Raw genomic sequence first — 18,643 nt, 5'->3', positions numbered from 1 at the left:
GTGGCCATGACCATCACCAAGCTGCTCGTCGCGAACCGGGGCGAGATCGCCTCCCGGATCATGCGCACCGCGCGCGAGTGCGACATCGCTCCGGTCGCGGTGTTCTCCGACGCGGACGCGGGCGCGCCGTTCGTCGCCGACGCCGACGAGGCCGTGCACCTGCCCGGCAACGCGCCGTCGGACACCTACCTGCGCGCGGAGGCGATCATCGACGCTGCCCGGCGCACGGGCGCCGACGCGATCCACCCGGGCTACGGGTTCCTGTCGGAGAACGCGGAGTTCGCCCGCGCCTGCGCGGCTGCCGGGATCACGTTCGTCGGCCCCTCCCCGCAGGCCATCGAGTCGATGGGCTCGAAGATCCGCGCCAAGGAGCTGATGGCGGCTGCCGGGGTTCCCGTGCTGCCCGGCATCACCCTGGACTCGGACACCGAGGTCGACGCCGACGACTTCGCGGCGCGGGTGACCGCGGAGATCGGATACCCGTTGCTGGTGAAGGCCTCCTACGGCGGCGGCGGGCGGGGCATGCGCGTGGTGCGCGACCCCTCGGAGCTCTTCGACGCGGTGACCGGGGCGCGCCGGGAGGCGCAGGCCGCGTTCGGCAACCCGGCGGTGTTCCTGGAGCGCTTCGTCGACGCGCCTCGCCACGTCGAGGTGCAGATCTTCGGCGACACCCACGGCACCGTGGTGCACCTGTTCGAGCGGGAGTGCTCGATCCAGCGGCGCTACCAGAAGATCATCGAGGAGGCGCCGTCGCCCGCGGTGGACGATGCGCTGCGCACGCGGCTGGGCGAGGCCGCGGTGGCCGCGGGCAAGGCCATCGGCTACGTCGGCGCGGGCACGGTGGAATTCGTCCTGGGCCAGGACGGCCGGTTCTACTTCCTCGAGGTCAACACCCGCCTGCAGGTCGAGCACCCGGTCACCGAGCTCGTCACCGGCCTCGACCTGGTGCGGCTGCAGCTGCAGGTGGCGGACGGCCTACCGCTCCCCGACGAAGCGCTCACCGCGACCGTTTCCGGCCACGCCGTGGAGGCCCGGCTCTACGCCGAGGACGTCGGCGCGGGGTTCCTCCCGGCGACCGGCTCGCTGGCCCGGTTCGACGTGCCGCCGATGAAGGGCGTGCGGGTGGACTCCGGCGTGGCCGATGGCTCGGAGGTCGGCGTGCACTACGACCCCATGCTGGCCAAGGTCATCGCCCACGGTCCGACGCGGGACGCGGCGTGCCGGCGCCTGGCCAGGGCACTGCACGAGACGCGGGTGCACGGCGTGGTGACCAACCGCGAACTCCTGGTCGGCATCCTCCGCGAACCCGAGTTCCGCTCCGGCGCCATCGACACCGGCTACCTCGATCGGCACGACCCGGCTCAACTCGCCCGCACCGCACCGGAAGTCGTGCGGCTGCACGCGCTCGCGGCGGCGTTGGCCGGGCAGGCCGAGCGGCGGGCGACTGCGCCGGTGCTGGCGTCCGCACCTTCGGGATGGCGCAACGTGCCGAACGGCCCGCAGGTCGCGAAGCTGTCCTATGAGGACGATGAGATCGAAGTCCGCTACCGGATAGCAGGCCGGATCGTCGAGGCCGAGGTGGGTGCGGAAGTCCTCGGCGAGGTGGTCCTGCACGCGGCTTCCGAGTCCCTGGTTGATCTGACCGTCGACGGCGTGCGCCGCGCGGTCCGCGTGCAGCGCGTCGGCGATGTCTTCTACGCCGACAGCTCTCTCGGCGCGACCACGCTCACCGAGCTACCCCGGTTCCCCGACCCGCAGTCCCGCACGGCACCGGGGTCGCTGCTGGCGCCCATGCCGGGCACGGTCGTGCGGGTCGCGGTGGACACCGGCGCGGCGGTCGCGCACGGAACGCCGGTCGTGGTGCTGGAAGCCATGAAGATGGAGCACAGCGTGACCGCGCCGCACGACGGAACGGTCACCGAGCTGAACGTTGCAATAGGACAGACGGTGGAGACGGGCGCGGTGCTCGCTGTCGTGGAGGAGGCCCCGTGAACGAGGTGACCTACGAGCTCCGGGGTGAGGTCGCGTGGCTGACCATCAACCGGCCGGAGGCGCGCAACGCGCTGTCCAAGGCAGTGCGCGACGGGCTGTTCGAAGGCGCGCAGCGGTTCAACGACGACGAGGACGCCAAGGTGCTGGTGCTCACCGGTGCCGGGGACAAGGCGTTCTGCGCGGGCGGCGACCTCAAGGAGATGGCGGAGACCGGCCTCGAAGTGCCGCCGCCGGACTTCGTGCCCCAGTTCGGGCGGAACATCCAGGTCGAGAAGCCGACCATCGCCGCGGTCAACGGAGTCGCCTACGCCGGCGGGTTCCTGCTCGCGCAGTGCTGCGACCTGTGCGTCGCCGCCCACCACGCCCGGTTCGCGATCACCGAAGCCAAGGTGGGGCGCGGCGCGCCGTGGGCGGCACCGCTGCCGTGGCTGATCCCGCCGCGCATCGCGATGCAGGTCCTGCTCACCGGCGACCCGATCGACGCCGAGCGAGCCCGCGAAGTCGGGCTGGTGAACGAGGTCGTGCCGGCCGCCGAGCTGGCGCGGACCACCCAACGGCTCGCCGAGCGCATCGCCGCCAACGCTCCCCTGTCGGTGCGCGCGGCCAAGCGCACGGTCCGCCTGGTCGCCGACCACCCGTTGCCCGACGCGCTGGCGGAGGCCGAGCGGATCTGGGAGCCGGTCTACCTGAGCAAGGACGCGCAGGAGGGCCCCGCCGCGTTCCGCGACAAGCGCACCCCGCAGTGGAAGGGGGCCTGATGCCCATCTCGTTGCCAGACCTGCTGGCCGACCTGCGCGCGGAGACCGACGTGCTCACCGCACTGCTGACCGTTGCCACCCCGGCGAACTGGGAGGCGCCGACCCCCGCCGAAGGATGGGCCGTCCGGGACCAGGTGAGCCACCTCGCGTACTTCGACGAGGCGGCCGTCCAGGCGGCCACCGAACCGGACCGGTTCCGCGAATCCGCTGCCGAACTGCTCGCGCTGGGCGCGGCGTTCCCGGACCGGATCGCGGAGCGCTACCGGCACCTCACCCCGGCCAAGCTCTCCGCTTGGCTGGCCACCGCGCGCCAGAACCTGCTGGACACGTTCACCGGCCTCGACCCGAAGGCGAGAGTTCCCTGGTACGGCCCGGACATGAGCGCCGCGAGCTCGATCACCGCGCGCCTGATGGAAACCTGGGCGCACGGGCAGGACATCGCCGACACCCTGGGCGTGGTGCGCAGGCCCACGCACCGGCTGCGGCACATCGCCGAGCTCGGCATCCGCACGTTCGGGTTCGCGTTCGCCCTGAACGGCCTCGAGGTGCCGAACGCGCCGGTGCGGGTGGAGCTCGCGGCTCCGGACGGGGGCGTCTGGACCTGGGGTCCGGACGACGCCGCGGACCGGGTGACCGGCAGCGCGCTGGACTTCTGCCTCGCGGTCACGCAGCGGCGGCACCGCGACGACACCGACCTGGTGATCAGCGGCCCGGTCGCCTCCGAGTGGATGTCGATAGCGCAGGCCTTCGCCGGTGCTCCCGGGCCGGGGCGGCAGCCCGCCGGGAAGGAGGTCGCCCGATGACGCGCGCGGTGCGGATCGGCAACTGCTCCGGCTTCTACGGCGACCGGATCGCCGCCGCCAGGGAGATGGTGGACGGCGGCCCGATCGACGTGCTGACCGGCGACTACCTGGCCGAGCTGACCATGCTCATCCTGTGGAAGGCGCGGCAGAAGGACCCGGAGGCCGGGTACGCCAAGACCTTCCTGACCCAGATGGAGCACGTGCTGGGCACCTGCCTGGACCGGGGCATCCGGGTGGTGAGCAACGCGGGCGGCCTGAACCCGGCCGGGCTGGCCACCCGCCTCGGCGAGCTGGCCGCGCGACTGGGCCTCGCGCCCCGGATCGCCTACGTGCACGGCGACGACCTCGTGCACCGCGTCGACGAGCTGGTCCGCGACGGGCATGATCTGTCCAATTTGGACACCGGCGTGCCGCTCGCGGAGGCGGGCGTCGAACCGGTGTCCGCCAACGCCTACCTCGGCGGGTGGGGCATCGCGGAAGCGCTGGCCGGCGACGCCGACGTGGTGGTGTGCGGCCGGGTCACCGACGCCGCCGTGGTCACCGGGCCTGCCGCGTGGTGGCACGGGTGGGATCGCGGCGACCACGACGCGCTGGCCGGTGCCGTGGTCGCCGGGCACGTGATCGAGTGCGGACCGCAGGCCACCGGCGGGAACTACTCGTGGCTGCACGAGATCACCGACCGGCGCTACCCGGGCTTCCCCATCGCCGAGGTGGCCGCCGACGGCAGCTCGGTGATCACCAAGCACCCGGGCACCGGCGGTCTGGTGTCGGTCGGCACGGTCACCGCGCAGCTGGTGTACGAGATCGCGGAGCCCGCCTACAAAGGACCGGACGTGATCGCGCACTTCGACACGGTGCGGCTCAGCCAGGAGGCCCCGGACCGGGTGCGGATCTCCGGAGTGCGCGGCGACCCGCCGCCGCCCGATCTCAAGGTCGCGGTGAACTACCTCGGCGGCTACCGCAACACGATGACGCTCGTGCTCACCGGCCTCGACATCGACGACAAGGCCGCGCGGGCCGAGCAGCAGCTGTTCGAGATCCTCGGCGGCAAGGACCGGTTCGCCGAGGTCGACACCCGCCTGATCCGGTTCGACCGGGCGGACGCGGAGACCAACGAGCAGGCGTGCGCGCACCTGCGGATCACCGTGAAGGACCCGGATCCGAAGAAGGTCGGGCGGGCGTTCTCCAACGCCACCATGGAACTCGCGCTCGGCGGCTACGCCGGGTTCCACACCACCACCCCGCCCACCGCCGAAAGCGCGTACGGCGTGTACTGGCCCGCGCTGGTTCCGGCGAGCGTCGTCGAGCACACCGTGGTGCTGCCGGACGGCACGAGCAAGGTGGTCGAGCACTCGCCGAGCGGACCGCCGCGAACCGCACCGGCGCCCGCGGACCGGACGCCGGGGCCGAGCGGGCCGTGCGAGCGGGCACCGCTGGGCGCGGTGTGCGCGGCGCGGTCCGGCGACAAGGGCGGCAACGCCAACGTCGGGATCTGGGGCCGCGACGAGCGCACTTACGCATGGCTCCGGGACTTCCTCACCACCGACCGGCTCGCCGAGCTGATCCCGGAGGCGAAGGGCCTCGAAGTACGCCGGTACGAGCTGCCCGACCTGCACGCGCTGAACTTCGTGATCGTGGGCCTGCTCGGTGCCGGCGTGGCCTCGTCCAGCCGACCCGACCCGCAGGCCAAAGGACTCGGCGAGTACCTGCGGTCGCGCCATGTCGACATCCCGACGGAACTACTCGAGGTGGCCCGTGGACTTCAAGGAAAGTGACGAGCACCGCGCGCTCCGCGACGCGGTCAGCGCGATCGCGGCCGAGTTCGGCGGCGACTACTTCGCGCGGAAGGCCGAGGCCAGAGAACCGACCAGCGAGCTGTGGCAGGCGCTGGGCGAGCACGGCTACATCGGCATCAACATCCCCGAGGCCTACGGCGGAGGCGGCGCCGGGCTGACCGAGCTGGCCATCGTGTGCGAGGAGTCGGCCGCGCGCGGCTGCCCGCTGCTCCTGCTGCTGGTGTCCAGCGCGATCAGCGGCGAGGTGATCTCCACCTACGGCACCGCCGCGCAGCGCGACGAGTGGTTGCCCCGGCTGGCCGACGGGAGCGGCAAGGTGGTGTTCGCGATCACCGAGCCGGACGCGGGGTCGAACACCCACCGGCTGTCCACCACCGCGACCCGCGACGGCGACTCGTACGTGCTGCGCGGGCAGAAGTACTACATCTCCGGCGTGGACGAGGCCGATGCCGTCCTCGTCGTCGCGCGCACCGGCACCGACGAGGCCAGCGGCCACGGGCGGCTGTCCCTGTTCCTCGTGGGCACCGGCGCACCCGGTCTGGTCAAGCAGCCGCTGCCGGTGTCGGTGACGCTGCCGGAACGGCAGTTCACCTTGCACTTCGACGACGTTCGGGTACCCGCGGACGCGCTGGTGGGCACCGAGGGCGACGGGTTCGCGCAGGTCTTCCACGGGCTCAACCCGGAGCGCGTGACCGGCGCCGCGGTGTGCGTCGGCATCGGACGGCACGTGCTCGACAAGGCCGTCGAGTACGCGAACGCGCGCACCGTGTGGGACCGGCCGATCGGCGCCCACCAGGGCGTGTCGCACCCGCTGGCGCGGGCCAAGATCGAAGTGGAGCTGGCCGCGCTGATGACCGCCAAGGCGGCCCGCTTGCACGACCAGGGCGAACCGGCGGGTGAAGCGGCCAACATGGCCAAGTACGCGGCGGCCGAAGCCGCGCTTTCCGCGGTGGACGCGGCAATCCAGTGCCACGGCGGCAACGGCCTGTCCGTCGACTTCGGACTCGTGCCGTACTGGGGACTGGCGCGCTTGCTGCGAATCGCACCGGTGAACCGGGAAATGATCCTGAACTACGTCGCCCAGCACTCGCTGGGCCTGCCCAAGTCGTACTGACGAACGCGAGGTGGGACGACGATGTCCGAGCTGAACGCGAACCTCATCCACCGGGTGAACGTGGGAGACAGCCTGACCAGGACGGCCGCCCGGCATCCCGAGCGGACCGCCGTGGTGGACGGCGACCGGCGCTGGACCTACGCCGAGTTCAACGCGTGGGTGAACCGGGTGGCCAACGCGCTGTCCGAGCGGGGTTACGCGCGCGGCGACGCGCTGGCGCTGGCCAGTGGGAACAGCGCGGAGTTCCTGGTCACCTACTACGCGTGCGCCAAGCTCGGCGTGGTGTGCGTGCCGATCAACCTGGGGTGGCGCACCGACGAGATCGCCTACGTGCTCGACCACTCCGAAGCGCGCGGCATCGTGGTGGAGAGCCAGCTCGCCGCCGCGATGGCCGACGCGCTGGGCAGGGTGCCCGCCGTGCGGGACGTCTTCGTGGCGCCCGGGACCGGGGCGGAGGTCGCGCTGGACCGGCCGGTGAGCACCTTCGACGCGCTGGCCGGCGGAGAGGGCGAGCCCGAGCACGTCGTGGAAGACCGCGACCCGATCACCTACCTCTACACCAGCGGCACGACGTCGTTCCCCAAGGGCGTGGTCGGCAACCACACGGCGATCTACCTCGAATCGATGACGATGGCGCTGGAAGCCCGCTTCACCGAGGACGACCGGTTCGTCGCGATGCTGCCGATGTTCCACACCGCGCAGCTGAACTGCCACTGCACGTCGGCGATCATGGTGGGGGCGACGATCCACGTGCGACGCGCGTTCGACGCCTCGGACCTGCTGGCGCTGATCGAGCGGGAGCGGATCACGCAGATCTTCGCGCTGCCCATGATGTACCGGGCGATGCTGGAGCACCCGGACGTCGACCGGCGGGACCTCTCCAGCCTGCGGCGCGCGTGCTACGCCATGGCGCCCATGCCCGACGCGCAGCTGCGCCAGTGCCTCGAGAAGTTCGGCTGCGACTTCTACCTGCTGTTCGGGCAGACCGAGATGAGCCCGACCGCGACCGTGTTCCGGCCGGAGCACCAGCTCTCGCACTGCGGCGCGGTCGGCACCCCGGTGGTGAACGTGCAGGTCGGGATCATGGCGCCGGACGGGACGCTGGTGCCGCAGGGGCAGAAGGGCGAGATCGTCTACCGCGGCCCGCACACGATGACCGAGTACCTGAAGGACGCCGAGGCCACCGGCAAGGCGTTCGCGCACGGGTGGTTCCACTCCGGTGATGCGGGGTACTTCGACCGCGACGGCGTCCTCTGGTTCACCGACCGGAACAAGGACGTGATCAAGACCGGCGGGGAGAACGTCGCCTCCATCGAGGTGGAGAAGGCCGTCTACGCGGCGGACGAGGACGTCGCCGAGGTCGTCGTGGTGGGGCTGCCGCACGAGCGGTGGAGCGAGGCCATCACCGCGATCGTGGTGCCCAGGAACGGCGGCAGCATCGACGGCGAGGCGCTGATCGCGAAGGTGAAGGAGCTGATCGACCCGTACAAGGCGCCCAAGGCGGTGATCGTGGTCGATGAACTGCCCAAGACCTCGACTGGCAAGATCCAGAAGCACAAGGTGCGGCACAGCTACGCCGACCACTACGCACGGACCCGAGAGGAGCGGTGATGAGCGAGGCGCCCGCGCGCGTCCGGGACCCCGCCCGCAAGGAGCGGATCCTGGCCGCAGCGGCCGACCTGGTGGCCCGCAACGGATACCACTCGGTCTCGATGGCCGACATCGGCGCGGCCGCCGGCATCACCGGTTCCGGGATCTACCGGCACTTCGAGAGCAAGTCGGCCATGCTCGTCGCGCTGTTCGACCGGGTCATCGACGGCCTGCTGCGGGACGAGGAACGCATCGTGCACGAGGTCACCGACCTCGAGCAGGTGCTGGACGAGCTCATCGCCGGGCAGGTCGAGTTCGTGGTGGCCGACCGCGAGCTCGCGCAGGTGTACCACAACGAGATCCAGAACCTGCCCGAGGAGGACCGGCGGAGGTTGCGGCGCAAGCAGCGCCTGTACCTCGAGGAGTGGGTGCACCTGCTGGCCGAGCTGCGCCCCGGCCTCAGCGACGCCGAGGCCAGGGCCGTCGTGCACGCCGCGATCGGCGCCATCCAGTCGATGCTCTTCCACAACACCGGGCTGCCCGAAGACCGCCAGCGCACCCTGCTGACCGAGGCGGCGAAGGCGGTCCTCGCCTGCCCCGCGTAGGCCGCACGTACCCGAACCCCGCCCCGGTGCCCGCGGTCGTCGCTGCTCTTGATCCGAAGGCGATACTGATCACCCCACCGGAACGAGAGGGAGACGCACCGTGTCGATCTGGGACCCCGTGCCAGCTTTACCAGCGACCGTTGACACCACTCAGCCGAGCGCAGCCCGCGCCTACGACTACTTCCTCGGCGGCTCGCACAACTTCGCCGCCGACCGCGAGTTCGCCAACCAGGTGCTGGCCATCGCGCCGAGCATCCCGGCCGTGACCCGGTTGAACCGGTCGTTCCTGCGCCGCGCCGTGCACTACTGCCTCGACCAGGGCATCCGCCAGTTCCTCGACCTCGGCTCCGGCATCCCCACGGTCGGCAACACCCACCAGGTCGCCGATGCCGCGGGCATCGCGGCCCGCGTGGTCTACGTCGACAACGAACCGGTGGCCTACCACCACGCCCAGCACGTGCTGGGCGGCTCGGAGACGGCGACGATCATCCAGGCCGACATGCGCGACCTGCCCGCGGTGCTCGACCACCCGGACACCCGCAGGCTGCTCGACTTCACCCAGCCGGTCGGCCTGCTCGCCGTCGGCGTGCTGCTGTACCTCGAGGACCCACAACCGGCGGAGCTGCTCGGCGCCTACCGCCAGCGCCTCGCACCCGGCTCGCTGGTCGCCGTGTCCACCCTGACCGACGAACACGCCTCACCGGAGCTGCGCGCGGAGATGGAACTGCTGCGCGGCGCCTACGAGTCCGCCGGCGAACCCGTGTACCCGCGCGACCACGCCGAGATCCTGCGCTGGTTCGACGGCCTCGACCTGATCGACCCGGGTTTGGTCACCCTGCCGGAGTGGCACCCCCAGGACCAGGTCGAACTGGACGACCCGGCCAAACCGCTCGGCTACGGCGCAGTCGCCCGAGTGCCCTGACCCGGCGGATCCGCGCTGACCTGCCAAGCACGACCCCGCAGGTCAGCGCGGATCCGTTCCGGTCTCCGGAACGACTGGGTCGCTTTCCAGGTCGGCCCACCAGGTAGAAGCGCTGCTCCGCGCGAGCTGCTCGACGAGGTCCTCACCGCCCCTGGAGACCGCGTGCCGCCGGGTGCGTCATCTGAGCGATCGTGAGCGGAGAGCCTCGATGTCCGCGCGGTGGCGCTCGACGTAGTTGATGATCTGGTCGAACATCGCGACGATCTCGCACAACCTGGCGTGGGACAGGCGCACGGTGGGACTGCCCGACGTCCGGGTCTTGTCGGCCAGAACGGCAGCCAGCGCCCGGAACTCCTGGACGATCGACATGTCCACCGCCGCGTAGCAGGCCAGGTCGTCGCTGATCTGCTCCGGCGTCTGCTGCTGGGCTGCGCTGATCGCGGCCTGGATCACCTCGCGGGCCTGGTACAGCGTCTCCAGCGGGTGGTCTACAGGTGTGGTGGTCATGACGCCCCCCGTCCCGCGAGGCCCGCACGCACGTCGCGGGCGGGCCCGATCGCGTACGACTCGAGCGTGCCCGTCCGCTCGCGATGGCACGTAGGGCCCTTCGACCCTTACCGACCGCCTGCGCTCACTCGGAAGGCGGTCGTGAGCGGCCCCGTTCTGGTTGCGGCAGCGACGAAGGTGTCGAGTCAGAAAGCTCGGCGGGTGATGGCGTAGGCCGCGCGCTGGACCTCGATGCCGAGGCTCGCGATGCGGTCCGGCGGGATGTCGTCCTGCGAGCCGGAGACCTGCACCGCGGAGGTCGTGCTGCCCTCCCCTTCGGTGACCGGTGCCGCGACGGAGGCCATCCCGGGTTCGCGTTCGTTGCGGGCGTGCGAGTAGCCGCAGTCGCGGATCTGCTTGAGATCGTTGAGGAATTCGTCCCGCTCGATCGTGGTCCCGTCGGCGCGGGTGTGGTCGCCGAGCTGCGCGAGGAACTGGTCGAGCTCCTCCGCGCCCATGTGGGCCACGAGCGCTTTGCCCGCGCCGAGGTGCAGCGGCAGGCGCTCTCCGATGGGGAGTTCGTAGCGCAGCGGCCGTGCTCCGTCGACGCGGGCGAGCACCACGCGGGACCAGCCGATGCGCTTGAACAGCGAGGCGGTCAGCCCGGTTTCCGCGGCGAGGTCCTGCAGGACCGGCCGGGCCGCGGTGAGCAGCGGGCTGGTGGCGAGGTAGGCGTGCGCCCCGAAGATCAGGCCGAGTCCGGGGCGGTAGCCGGTGGCGTCGCGCTCCACCCGCCCGCGGGCTTCGAGCACGTTGAGGATGCGCTGCGTGGTCGCCACGGGAAGGTCGGCGCGGCGAGCGATGTCGCTGAGCCGCAAGGCGTGGCGGCTCGTGTCGAGCACTTCGAGGACGTCGATGGCGCGCTCGAGCGATCGCATGCTGGTCGCCGGTGACTTGGCCGTTTCCATGGGCGGGTGGGCACTCCCCTCAGATCGGTACCTCCCTTCCATCTTTCCACACAGTGGTGAACATGCCCACGAACGCGGGTCAGCGCAAGGCGGTCGCATTGGGCGGTGAGCCGACTCCACCGACGAGGTGGAGGGGCTTGACCACCACCAATGCGTCCCACCGCCCCGTCCGGCGGCTGTCGGCGACCAGGTCGGTGAGGTTCCACAGCTCGCCGAGCGGAGCGCCGAGCTTGGCGATCAGCTCCTGGTGCATCATCCCCGCGTCCTCGGGCGCGCTGTCGGTGTAAGGGCTGTCGGGGACCACGGGGAGGACCTCCACGGCGAAGGTGTCGGTGGCGAACAAGGCGATCCGGTGGTCCCACAGCCAGGCGGGCAGTTCGAGGCTCTGCCGGAAGCCCGTGGCCCGGCGGGCGTCGCGGACTTCGGCGCGCACGTCCGGCTCGGCGTCGAGGAACCAGCGCGCCCAACCGGTGTGCACGAGAACCAGATCCCCGGGGCGCACCTGCTCGCCTTGGGCGCGAAGGGCCCGGTCCAGCACGTCGACGTCCAACGCCGGACCGGTTCGGTGGTCGACGGGGTGCCCCTCGGCGCGGAGCAGACCTTCGACGTCGATGAGAACACCGCGGCCGACGATCGGTTTCTCCGCCCAGCGCTGCACGCCCAACGCCTCGGTGCCCGGCCGGATCTCGTCGTCGCCGACGCCGTTGTAGAACCCGTGGCCGGAGGCCCGCCGGTGGCGCAGCCCATCGACCTGCGAAGTGGCCTGCAGGTAGAACTCGCGGAGCACGTCGTCGCGCGCTTCCGCATGGCTGGACAGCAGCTCGTGCTGCGGGGCTTTGCGGGCGCGGGCCATCGGCGGATCGAACGCATCGAGGGCGTGGTCGAGGGAGAACACCGCGCCACGCTCCACCGAGGCGGCCGCCTCGAGCACTTGGCGAGCGCCGGCGAAATTGGCCATGCCCCGTTCCGGATCTTCGGGGAACACGCCCCAGCTGGAGCCGGGCGGGGTGTGCCCGCGCAGCTGCGCGTACGCGGGCACACCCGGACTGATCTCAGTCATCCGCTTCCTCGCGTTCGCCGTCGGCCGCGTCCCCACCGCCGCGGCGGTAGGACAGGGCGAACGAGAGCAGACCGGCGACGGAGGCGCCGCCGAACGCGTACGGGCCGAGCGCGCTGGCCCAGTGGCGGGCGGCCGTGGCATCACCAGCGGCGAGGATCGCGATCTGCCCGATCACGATGGCCGCACCCGCGATCAGGAAGAACACCACGGAGATGACGAACAGGGCCGTCGCGATGCGGGTCGGGCGGGCCGATGACGTCGGCGCGGGAGCACTTGTCGTGGAACTCATCGTCGAGTTGCCTCCAGATTCGGCTAAACGGGGAGTGCGCCGATGGCGATCAGGACGCCCACGCCGAGGATCGGCAGGCAGTAGTAGCTCAGCAGCGGGAGGAACGTCTTGACCGGATCGACTCGGGCGATGCCGGAAGCGACGTAGATCGGCGCCCCGGAGGGCGGTGATGCTCCCTCCGTGGAAGCGAAGATCAGCACCGCGGCAGCCGCGATCGGGGCCGGGATCCCGGCTCCGACCAGTGCGGCGACCGCCACCGGACCGACTGCCGCCATGGTCGCGCTCGCGGTGAGCGGGATGGCGATGGCCACGATGATCACGCCGATCGCGATGGCCATGATCCAACCCGGCGCCTGCAGGCCGGAGAGCACGGTCTTGAGCTGGTCGGCCAGTCCGAGGTCCGCGAGCAGGTTCGACGCCGAGAACGCCGCGACGATGGTGATGCCGATGACGCCGAACGACGGTGCGGCCTTGGCCACCGTCGACCACCAGCCGGACGCGCTGCGGGGCAGGTGCTTCCGGCCGAGGAGCAGCACCAGCACGATCATCAGCACCGGGATCCAGGTGATCAGGCTGATCACGTCCGGCATCGCGTAGGCCTGCGCGGGCAGGGTGGTGCCGTCGGCGAGCTCGACCGGTTTCTTCAGTGACTCGCCCACGCCGGAGTAGGTTCCGAGCAGCTCGGCGATCGGTCCGCGGGTCAGCAGCAGCGGGACCAGGATCGGCACGAACAGCAGCAGCGACGTCCACCCGGTGCGCAGGCTGCGCCCGAACGGCGTCCGATCCGCCGCCGAGATCGGCTCGATGTCGTGCCGGCGAACGAGGAAGAACACCAGCACCAAGCGGTAACCGAGGCACCACAGCCCGGCCAGCGCCAGCGGTTTGACGATCTCGTCCGGCTGCATGATGCCCTGGGCGGCGAGACCGCCGACGAGGATGAACATCGTCGAGGAGAACGGGAAGGTGACCCCCATCCCGGCACCGCCGGCGACCACGGTCGCGGCGAGCTCCGGTTTGACGCCGGAGCGCTTCATCCACGGCACGGTCACGGATCCGACCGCGGCGGTCACCGCCGCGCCGACGTGGGCGATCGCGCCGAAGATGCCGCCTGCGACGGTGGCGGTGTAGACGGGTCCGCCGCGCAGCCGGCCCAACGCGGAGTTGAGCAGGTCGATCAGCTTGTCCAGCACCGGGGTCCTGGTGAGCAGGTAGCTCATGAACACGAACGCCAGCCCGGCGAAGGTGACTTCCTCCTGCATGGCCTCGAGCACCGCGGCACCGATGGACTCCAGCGGCGACCCGCCACCTTCGACCCCGCCGAACAGGGCGAACGCGCAGACGGCGAGGAAGCCGAGGATCATGGCCTCCCCGATGTTCCGCTTGAACACCGCGTTCCAGATGATGATGACGCCGACGAACGCGACCAGCGCCCACACCCCCGCCATCACGCTCTCCCGGCGAGGATCGCGGCGCGGCGCTGCGCCTCGTCGGCTTCCACGGCACGACCGCCGAGCAAACTGGCGACGGCCTCGGCCGCCGGTACGACGATGACGCCGTCGTCGTCGGCCACCACCACGTCCCCGGGGCAGGCCACCACACCCCCGACGGCAACGGGCACGTCCAGCTGCCCCGGGCCGTGCTTGTACGGGCCGGCCGGGGAAACTCCGCGAGCCCACACGCCGAAGCCGATGCGCTCCAGCTCGACGACGTCCCGCGCGGCACCGTCGATGACCATGCCCACGACGCCCCGCGCCTTGGCGCGCTCGGCGATCAACTCGCCGATCAGCGCACGGCTCGTGTCGCCCTGACCGTTGATGACCAGCACATCACCGGGCTGGGAAACCGCGACCGCGCGTTGCACCGCCAGGTTGTCCCCGCTGCGCACCGACACCGTGCGGGCCCGCCCGACCAACCGGGCCCCCTTCCACAGCGAGTGGATTCCGCCGTCGAGCATGCCCATCCGGTCGCGCGCGTCACCGATGTTGGCCACGGCCAGCCCGGCGTACCCGGCCAGCACGTCTTCGACCGGGGCTTGCGCCGCATCGGCCAGACCGCGGTGCAGTTCAGCGGTGGCGCGGGTGAGGATCGGCCGCTGGCCGAGCGAGTCGAGCAGTGCCGTCGCCGCATCGGCTTCGACGGAGCGCCGCTTGGCGTGCTTGTACGTGCCGTCGTGCAGCCGGTCCAGCGCGCCCGCTCCCCCGCTGAGCTCGTTGGAGATCTGCTCGCGCACCCACTCCTCCGCCCCGGCCGCACGGCCCGCGGCAACGGATTCCACGATCAACGCGCCAAGACCTTTCATGAACGTGCTGCGCAGCAACTTGCGCGCAGTGGCCTCGCCCGGACGGCCTCCGATGTTCTCGACCTCGGCGCCGAGAGCGGCGAACACGCGCGCAGCCGCCTGCGCACCCGCTCCGCTGATGACCACGCTCGTGGCCTCACCGTTGGTCGGCACCGAACCGATCACCGAGACATCGGCGAACCGGTCCTCGCCGACCCTCGCCGCGATCTGCGCCTTCACCGCGGGGTCGCCCGCGTTCATGTCCGCGTAGACGGCGTCCGGGTGGAGGAACGCTTCGACGGATTCCGCCGCCGAGAGCGCTGCTGATCCGCCCACCAGGCTCAGCACCACCTCGGCGTCGTCGACGGCCTCCCCCGGAGTGCTCGCTCTGACGACTCCGGGCGGCGTGGCGTGGTCGGCCGGATCGTAGCCCGAGACCGTCCAACCCTGCTTGACCAGCCCGGAAGCGTACAGGCTCCCGGCCTCACCGAGCCCCAGCACTGAAGCACGCATGCCATACTCTTTTCACACAGTGGTAAGTACTCTCAATGTGTGAGTAGTATTGCCGCAAGATGAGAGGATGGTCAACAGATCATTTCGAGCAGGGGGATCTCGACGCCCAGACGACGGGACGCCTCCTCGGCTCGTCGACCGCGCAGCGTTGACGAACACCGACGCCACGGATTCGACAGAAGCGCCGGACGATCATTAGTCCACAATGGACATTCGATTCCAGTGCGCCGATGCATGCCGGGGTTGCCCGCATTCGGTGTCGGGCCAAGCCTTTTCGTGGCCGCACGCACGCTTCCGGGCTCGGCAGAGACTCGCCCGGAGGGCGACAGAAGTGGAGAACATCGCTGCGGCTGCACGGCAGCTGCGATTCGATCCCGGCCCGATCCAGCTAGGAGACCTCAGGCGGGAGGTGCGGACGCGCGCCGGTCAGTGCCGGTGGAGCGCGTCCGAGAGCTGCGCGGCTGCCGCGAGGACGTCATCGCCGTAACGGGCACCGGGGCCGTCGTCGCCGACCCGCAGGAGCGGCGCGGAGACGCACACCGCGGCGACGACCTCGCCTGAAGGCAGCCGAACCGGGGCGCTCACCGAGCAAAGCCCGGGGGTGCGGTCGGAGATGCTCTCCACCCAGTCGGCTGCGGGTGTCGACTCGCCCAGGACCCGGGCAGCCGACCCGCCGGCGGACAACGGCAGCAGGGTTCCGATCGGGACCGATGCGCGCAGTTCGGCGGGAGATTCGACGCTGGCCGTGCAGAGCCGGTGCTCGCCGCGGAGGACCCAAACCTGCGCGGTCTCCCCGGTCTGCTGCTGCAGCGTCGACAGGACCGGTGTGATCACCTGGTCCAGGTGGGGCAGCGAGAACCGCGCTCCGAGGCGCAGACGTCCGTCCTCGTCACGGCTGAGCAGTCCGTGCGTCATCATCGACCCCACCAGCCGGTGCGCGGTGGGGGTGGACAGACCCAGGTGGCGACCGAGCTCGGACGCCGTCAGCCGGCGGACCTCGACGACGTCGAGGACGGCGATGACCCGGTCCAGCACCCCGACCCCGGTGGACCGGATGACCGGGCCGCTCTCGGCCCCGGCGAGCGGATCAAAAGTCACCGTCCCAGCATAGGGCTGGGAACCGCCCGGGCGCGGCGGACTGGCGTTCATGGCGAGTGGCTCCCTCACCGCAGGACCCGGGAGCGGACGTCGATGCCTCTCCCGGGTCCCGGCTCGTCAAGTGGTTGGTGTCGGCGACCGCGGTGAGCGGATCAGAGGGGAACTGCCAGCAGCGGGGCGATGAGCGAGGTGATGAACAGGACGACCGCGCCGCCGAGGCGGTTGGTCAGCGCTGCGAACGGCATGAGGTGCATCCGATTCGCCGCGCTGAGCACGGATACGTCGCCGCTGCCGCCGGTGTCGGCCATGACCAGGCCCGGGGTGATCGCCGCCTCCACGAAGTAGAACTTCACCAGCCAGCCCAGCAGACCGGAGGTCAGCGTGGCGATGATGACGGTCGCGGCGGTTAAAACGAGGAACTTCGGGCTGCTGACCGCGGCCAGGACATCACCGATGTCGATGTAGGTCACGCTGACCGCGACCAGCAGGGCGGGCACGAACAGCGCGGTCGCCATCTCGCCCCAGCAGGTGCTCGACTCCTCCAACTGCCCGGGCAGCAATCCGGCGATCTTGACCGCGGCCGCGGCGATGATCGTCCAGGCGTAGGGGTGCAGCACCGGAACCAGGCCGCCGAGCAGCTGGCCGAACACGAAGAGCAGCCCGGCGATGAGCAGGCCTTGGCCGAGCGCGACGAAAGTGGCGCCGCTGCGGGCGGAACCGGTGTCGATCTGGATGTCGCGGCGCTGGATCCGCATGAGCTGGCCGTTGCCGTTGAAACCGACGAACAGCTGCTTTCCGCGCCTGCCGAGACCGTTGTAGATGCCAGCGATCACGATGCAGAGGATGTTGGCGATGACGACGGCCGACATCAACTGGCCCATGAAGGCATCCGCGTTGCCGCCGCTGGCTCCGGCGTACATCTGCGACATCGGAACCGCGCCGATCCCCAGTCCACCGGCCATGATCGGCGCAGCGACGAGCAGGATCCCCGGCACGAACCCGAATCCGAGCGCTGCGCCGAGCGCGCCGACCAGCAAGAAGGTCAGCACGAGGCAACCCAGCAACGGCACCGCGAACCGCGGTCCGGCTTTGAGCAGCAACGCTCGGGGCATGCCCAGGATGCTGCCCGCGATGATGGTGATCACCAGGAAGTCGAGGAACCCGCTGTCCTCGACGAAACTGCTGACCACGGTGGCGGCGGTCTGCGGGAAGAGGCCGAAGAACAGCAGGATCGCCGGGATGAACGTGCAGAGGATGGTCGGCAGGCCGTAGTCCCGCAGAACCGGCACCTGGTGACCGGCCGCCATCAGCAGACCACCGCACAGCATCGTGACGGCGAATCCGGACAGCAGGGAATTGGGCAAGTTGTCGGTCAGCGCGGCGGCCAGCACGACACCGGCGCCGATCAGGAACACCGCTGCCGGCAGGCCGGCGAGGCGGGGCCCGCGCAGCAGGAACGGAACCTGGCGCTCGGGGGCGGCGCGGTCCGGCCGCGCTTCCGAAGGGGCTGGGATTCTGTCGTGGGATGTGGACATCGTTGTCTCCCAAACGCATCGGCCTCGGGCCGACAGACAGTGTGAAGGTGATCGCGCAAACGCGAATGCGAGTGGTGTGCTGGCCCGCCACGCGCGGGCCGACCGCCGATGTGCTCCCGATCAGCTGATCGGGCTGCCGCGGAGGAGCGCGTTCTCGACTGCGGCGAGGGCTTCCGCGAGCACGCCGACGTCGATGCCGGTGCCCACTCCCCGCTCGTGGAGGTGCTCCACGAGGAGCTCGGTGGCGATGTTGCCGTGCGCACCGGGTGCGAACGGACAGCCGCCGTAGCCGCCGGTGGCGGCGTCGAACCGGGTGATGCCCAGCCCCAGGGCCAAGTCGACCGTGCGCAGGGCCTGCCCCAGAGCATCGTGCAGATGCAGGCCGACCGCGGCGTCCGGAACGGCTTCCCGCACCGCGCCGACCGAGCGCACGACGTGCTGCGGATCGGCGGTCCCCAGGGTGTCCGCGAGACCGAGATCGGTGATGCCGATCCGGGCATAGGCACGCGCGACCTCGGCCAGCCGCGCCGGTGCGATATCGCCGTCGAAGGGGCACACGAACGCGGTCGCCACTCCGCCGGTGAACCTCACTTCCGGGTGCTCGGCCACGACGCCGTCGAGGTCGGCCAGCGCGTCGGCCACGGTGCGGCCGGCGTTGGCCCTGCTGTGCCCCTCGGCGGCGGACACGACGACGCACACGTCGGTGACACCGGCGTGCGGCCGCCCGTGCGCCCTGGCCAGCAGGAGCATCAGCGCGCTGATCGCACCGTAGAGCCCGGCCAGCGCGTCGCCGATCGGAGCCGCGGGCCGTACCGGTGGGCGATCCGGGTGCCCCG

The 18,643-nt window shown here is 70.9% G+C and carries 17 protein-coding genes; 8 read left to right on the top strand and 9 right to left on the bottom strand.

Annotated elements, in window-relative coordinates; genetic code table 11:
* Nucleotides 1-6: 6 nt before the first annotated feature.
* From OU415_RS29730 to OU415_RS29695, 8 genes are all read left to right on the top strand, one after another.
* Entirely contained in the window at nucleotides 7-1,992 is a 1,986-nt protein-coding gene (locus OU415_RS29730; RefSeq protein WP_270952687.1) for an ATP-binding protein, read from the top strand.
* Nucleotides 1,989-2,750: an enoyl-CoA hydratase/isomerase family protein gene (locus OU415_RS29725; protein WP_270952685.1), complete on the top strand. Its 762-nt coding sequence runs from the start codon at nucleotides 1,989-1,991 to the stop codon at nucleotides 2,748-2,750. Before OU415_RS29730 ends, OU415_RS29725 begins: the two co-directional genes overlap by 4 nt.
* The gene (locus OU415_RS29720) at nucleotides 2,750-3,553 is read left to right on the top strand and encodes a TIGR03084 family metal-binding protein (protein ID WP_270952684.1); all 804 of its coding nucleotides are present in this window, start codon (nucleotides 2,750-2,752) and stop codon (nucleotides 3,551-3,553) included. Before OU415_RS29725 ends, OU415_RS29720 begins: the two co-directional genes overlap by 1 nt.
* Nucleotides 3,550-5,328, top strand: coding sequence for an acyclic terpene utilization AtuA family protein (locus OU415_RS29715; RefSeq protein WP_270952683.1), 1,779 nt, complete (start codon nucleotides 3,550-3,552; stop codon nucleotides 5,326-5,328). The genes OU415_RS29720 and OU415_RS29715 overlap by 4 nt, the downstream gene beginning before the upstream one ends.
* Nucleotides 5,309-6,463 carry an acyl-CoA dehydrogenase family protein gene (locus OU415_RS29710; protein WP_270952682.1) on the top strand — a complete coding sequence of 385 codons (1,155 nt, stop codon included), beginning with the start codon at nucleotides 5,309-5,311 and terminating at the stop codon, nucleotides 6,461-6,463. Before OU415_RS29715 ends, OU415_RS29710 begins: the two co-directional genes overlap by 20 nt.
* A gap of 21 nt (nucleotides 6,464-6,484) precedes the next feature.
* The gene (locus OU415_RS29705) at nucleotides 6,485-8,074 is read left to right on the top strand and encodes a long-chain-fatty-acid--CoA ligase (RefSeq protein ID WP_270952681.1); all 1,590 of its coding nucleotides are present in this window, start codon (nucleotides 6,485-6,487) and stop codon (nucleotides 8,072-8,074) included.
* The gene (locus OU415_RS29700) at nucleotides 8,074-8,658 is read left to right on the top strand and encodes a TetR/AcrR family transcriptional regulator (RefSeq protein ID WP_270952680.1); all 585 of its coding nucleotides are present in this window, start codon (nucleotides 8,074-8,076) and stop codon (nucleotides 8,656-8,658) included. Before OU415_RS29705 ends, OU415_RS29700 begins: the two co-directional genes overlap by 1 nt.
* Before the next feature lie 118 nt (nucleotides 8,659-8,776).
* Entirely contained in the window at nucleotides 8,777-9,580 is an 804-nt protein-coding gene (locus OU415_RS29695; protein WP_270952679.1) for an SAM-dependent methyltransferase, read from the top strand.
* 177 nt (nucleotides 9,581-9,757) lie between these two features.
* Here OU415_RS29695 and OU415_RS29690 read toward each other — a convergent pair whose 3' ends face one another.
* From OU415_RS29690 to OU415_RS29650, 9 genes are all read right to left on the bottom strand, one after another.
* Complete coding sequence (locus tag OU415_RS29690; RefSeq protein WP_270952678.1) at nucleotides 9,758-10,087, bottom strand: hypothetical protein; 330 nt, start codon at nucleotides 10,085-10,087, stop codon at nucleotides 9,758-9,760.
* A gap of 185 nt (nucleotides 10,088-10,272) precedes the next feature.
* On the bottom strand, nucleotides 10,273-11,004 hold the full coding sequence (locus OU415_RS29685; protein ID WP_270952676.1) for an IclR family transcriptional regulator: 732 nt from the start codon (nucleotides 11,002-11,004) through the stop codon (nucleotides 10,273-10,275).
* Nucleotides 11,005-11,113: 109 nt separating this feature from the next.
* Entirely contained in the window at nucleotides 11,114-12,094 is a 981-nt protein-coding gene (locus OU415_RS29680; RefSeq protein ID WP_270952674.1) for a cyclase family protein, read from the bottom strand.
* Nucleotides 12,087-12,383 carry a hypothetical protein gene (locus OU415_RS29675; protein ID WP_270952673.1) on the bottom strand — a complete coding sequence of 99 codons (297 nt, stop codon included), beginning with the start codon at nucleotides 12,381-12,383 and terminating at the stop codon, nucleotides 12,087-12,089. Before OU415_RS29675 ends, OU415_RS29680 begins: the two co-directional genes overlap by 8 nt.
* 23 nt (nucleotides 12,384-12,406) lie before the next feature.
* The gene (locus OU415_RS29670) at nucleotides 12,407-13,828 is read right to left on the bottom strand and encodes a TRAP transporter large permease subunit (RefSeq protein WP_270952671.1); all 1,422 of its coding nucleotides are present in this window, start codon (nucleotides 13,826-13,828) and stop codon (nucleotides 12,407-12,409) included.
* Nucleotides 13,828-15,174: an RraA family protein gene (locus OU415_RS29665; RefSeq protein WP_270952669.1), complete on the bottom strand. Its 1,347-nt coding sequence runs from the start codon at nucleotides 15,172-15,174 to the stop codon at nucleotides 13,828-13,830. Before OU415_RS29665 ends, OU415_RS29670 begins: the two co-directional genes overlap by 1 nt.
* Nucleotides 15,175-15,600: 426 nt before the next feature.
* Nucleotides 15,601-16,272 (bottom strand): IclR family transcriptional regulator, encoded by a 672-nt coding sequence (locus OU415_RS29660; RefSeq protein ID WP_270952668.1) that lies wholly within the window; start codon nucleotides 16,270-16,272, stop codon nucleotides 15,601-15,603.
* 152 nt (nucleotides 16,273-16,424) lie between these two features.
* Nucleotides 16,425-17,807 (bottom strand): 2-hydroxycarboxylate transporter family protein, encoded by a 1,383-nt coding sequence (locus OU415_RS29655; RefSeq protein ID WP_270952667.1) that lies wholly within the window; start codon nucleotides 17,805-17,807, stop codon nucleotides 16,425-16,427.
* A 120-nt stretch (nucleotides 17,808-17,927) separates the two neighbouring features.
* On the bottom strand, nucleotides 17,928-18,643 hold a 716-nt coding region (locus OU415_RS29650; RefSeq protein ID WP_270952666.1), incomplete at its 5' end, for a beta/alpha barrel domain-containing protein.

It is taken from the genome of Saccharopolyspora oryzae (genome assembly GCF_027853915.1).
GTDB lineage: Bacteria > Actinomycetota > Actinomycetes > Mycobacteriales > Pseudonocardiaceae > Saccharopolyspora > Saccharopolyspora oryzae.
This window is presented reverse-complemented; position numbering and strand designations above follow the sequence as displayed.

Excerpts from the sequence above, each read along its gene's own strand:
- OU415_RS29730 (WP_270952687.1), top strand. The coding sequence starts at position 7 with ATGACCATCACCAAGCTGCTCGTCGCGAACCGGGGCGAGATCGCCTCC.
- OU415_RS29720 (WP_270952684.1), top strand. The coding sequence starts at position 2,750 with ATGCCCATCTCGTTGCCAGACCTGCTGGCCGACCTGCGCGCGGAGACC.
- OU415_RS29715 (WP_270952683.1), top strand. The coding sequence starts at position 3,550 with ATGACGCGCGCGGTGCGGATCGGCAACTGCTCCGGCTTCTACGGCGAC.
- OU415_RS29705 (WP_270952681.1), top strand. The coding sequence starts at position 6,485 with ATGTCCGAGCTGAACGCGAACCTCATCCACCGGGTGAACGTGGGAGAC.
- OU415_RS29700 (WP_270952680.1), top strand. The coding sequence starts at position 8,074 with ATGAGCGAGGCGCCCGCGCGCGTCCGGGACCCCGCCCGCAAGGAGCGG.
- OU415_RS29690 (WP_270952678.1), bottom strand. The coding sequence starts at position 10,087 with ATGACCACCACACCTGTAGACCACCCGCTGGAGACGCTGTACCAGGCC.
- OU415_RS29685 (WP_270952676.1), bottom strand. The coding sequence starts at position 11,004 with ATGCGATCGCTCGAGCGCGCCATCGACGTCCTCGAAGTGCTCGACACG.
- OU415_RS29680 (WP_270952674.1), bottom strand. The coding sequence starts at position 12,094 with ATGACTGAGATCAGTCCGGGTGTGCCCGCGTACGCGCAGCTGCGCGGG.
- OU415_RS29675 (WP_270952673.1), bottom strand. The coding sequence starts at position 12,383 with ATGAGTTCCACGACAAGTGCTCCCGCGCCGACGTCATCGGCCCGCCCG.
- OU415_RS29670 (WP_270952671.1), bottom strand. The coding sequence starts at position 13,828 with ATGGCGGGGGTGTGGGCGCTGGTCGCGTTCGTCGGCGTCATCATCATC.
- OU415_RS29665 (WP_270952669.1), bottom strand. The coding sequence starts at position 15,174 with ATGCGTGCTTCAGTGCTGGGGCTCGGTGAGGCCGGGAGCCTGTACGCT.
- OU415_RS29655 (WP_270952667.1), bottom strand. The coding sequence starts at position 17,807 with ATGTCCACATCCCACGACAGAATCCCAGCCCCTTCGGAAGCGCGGCCG.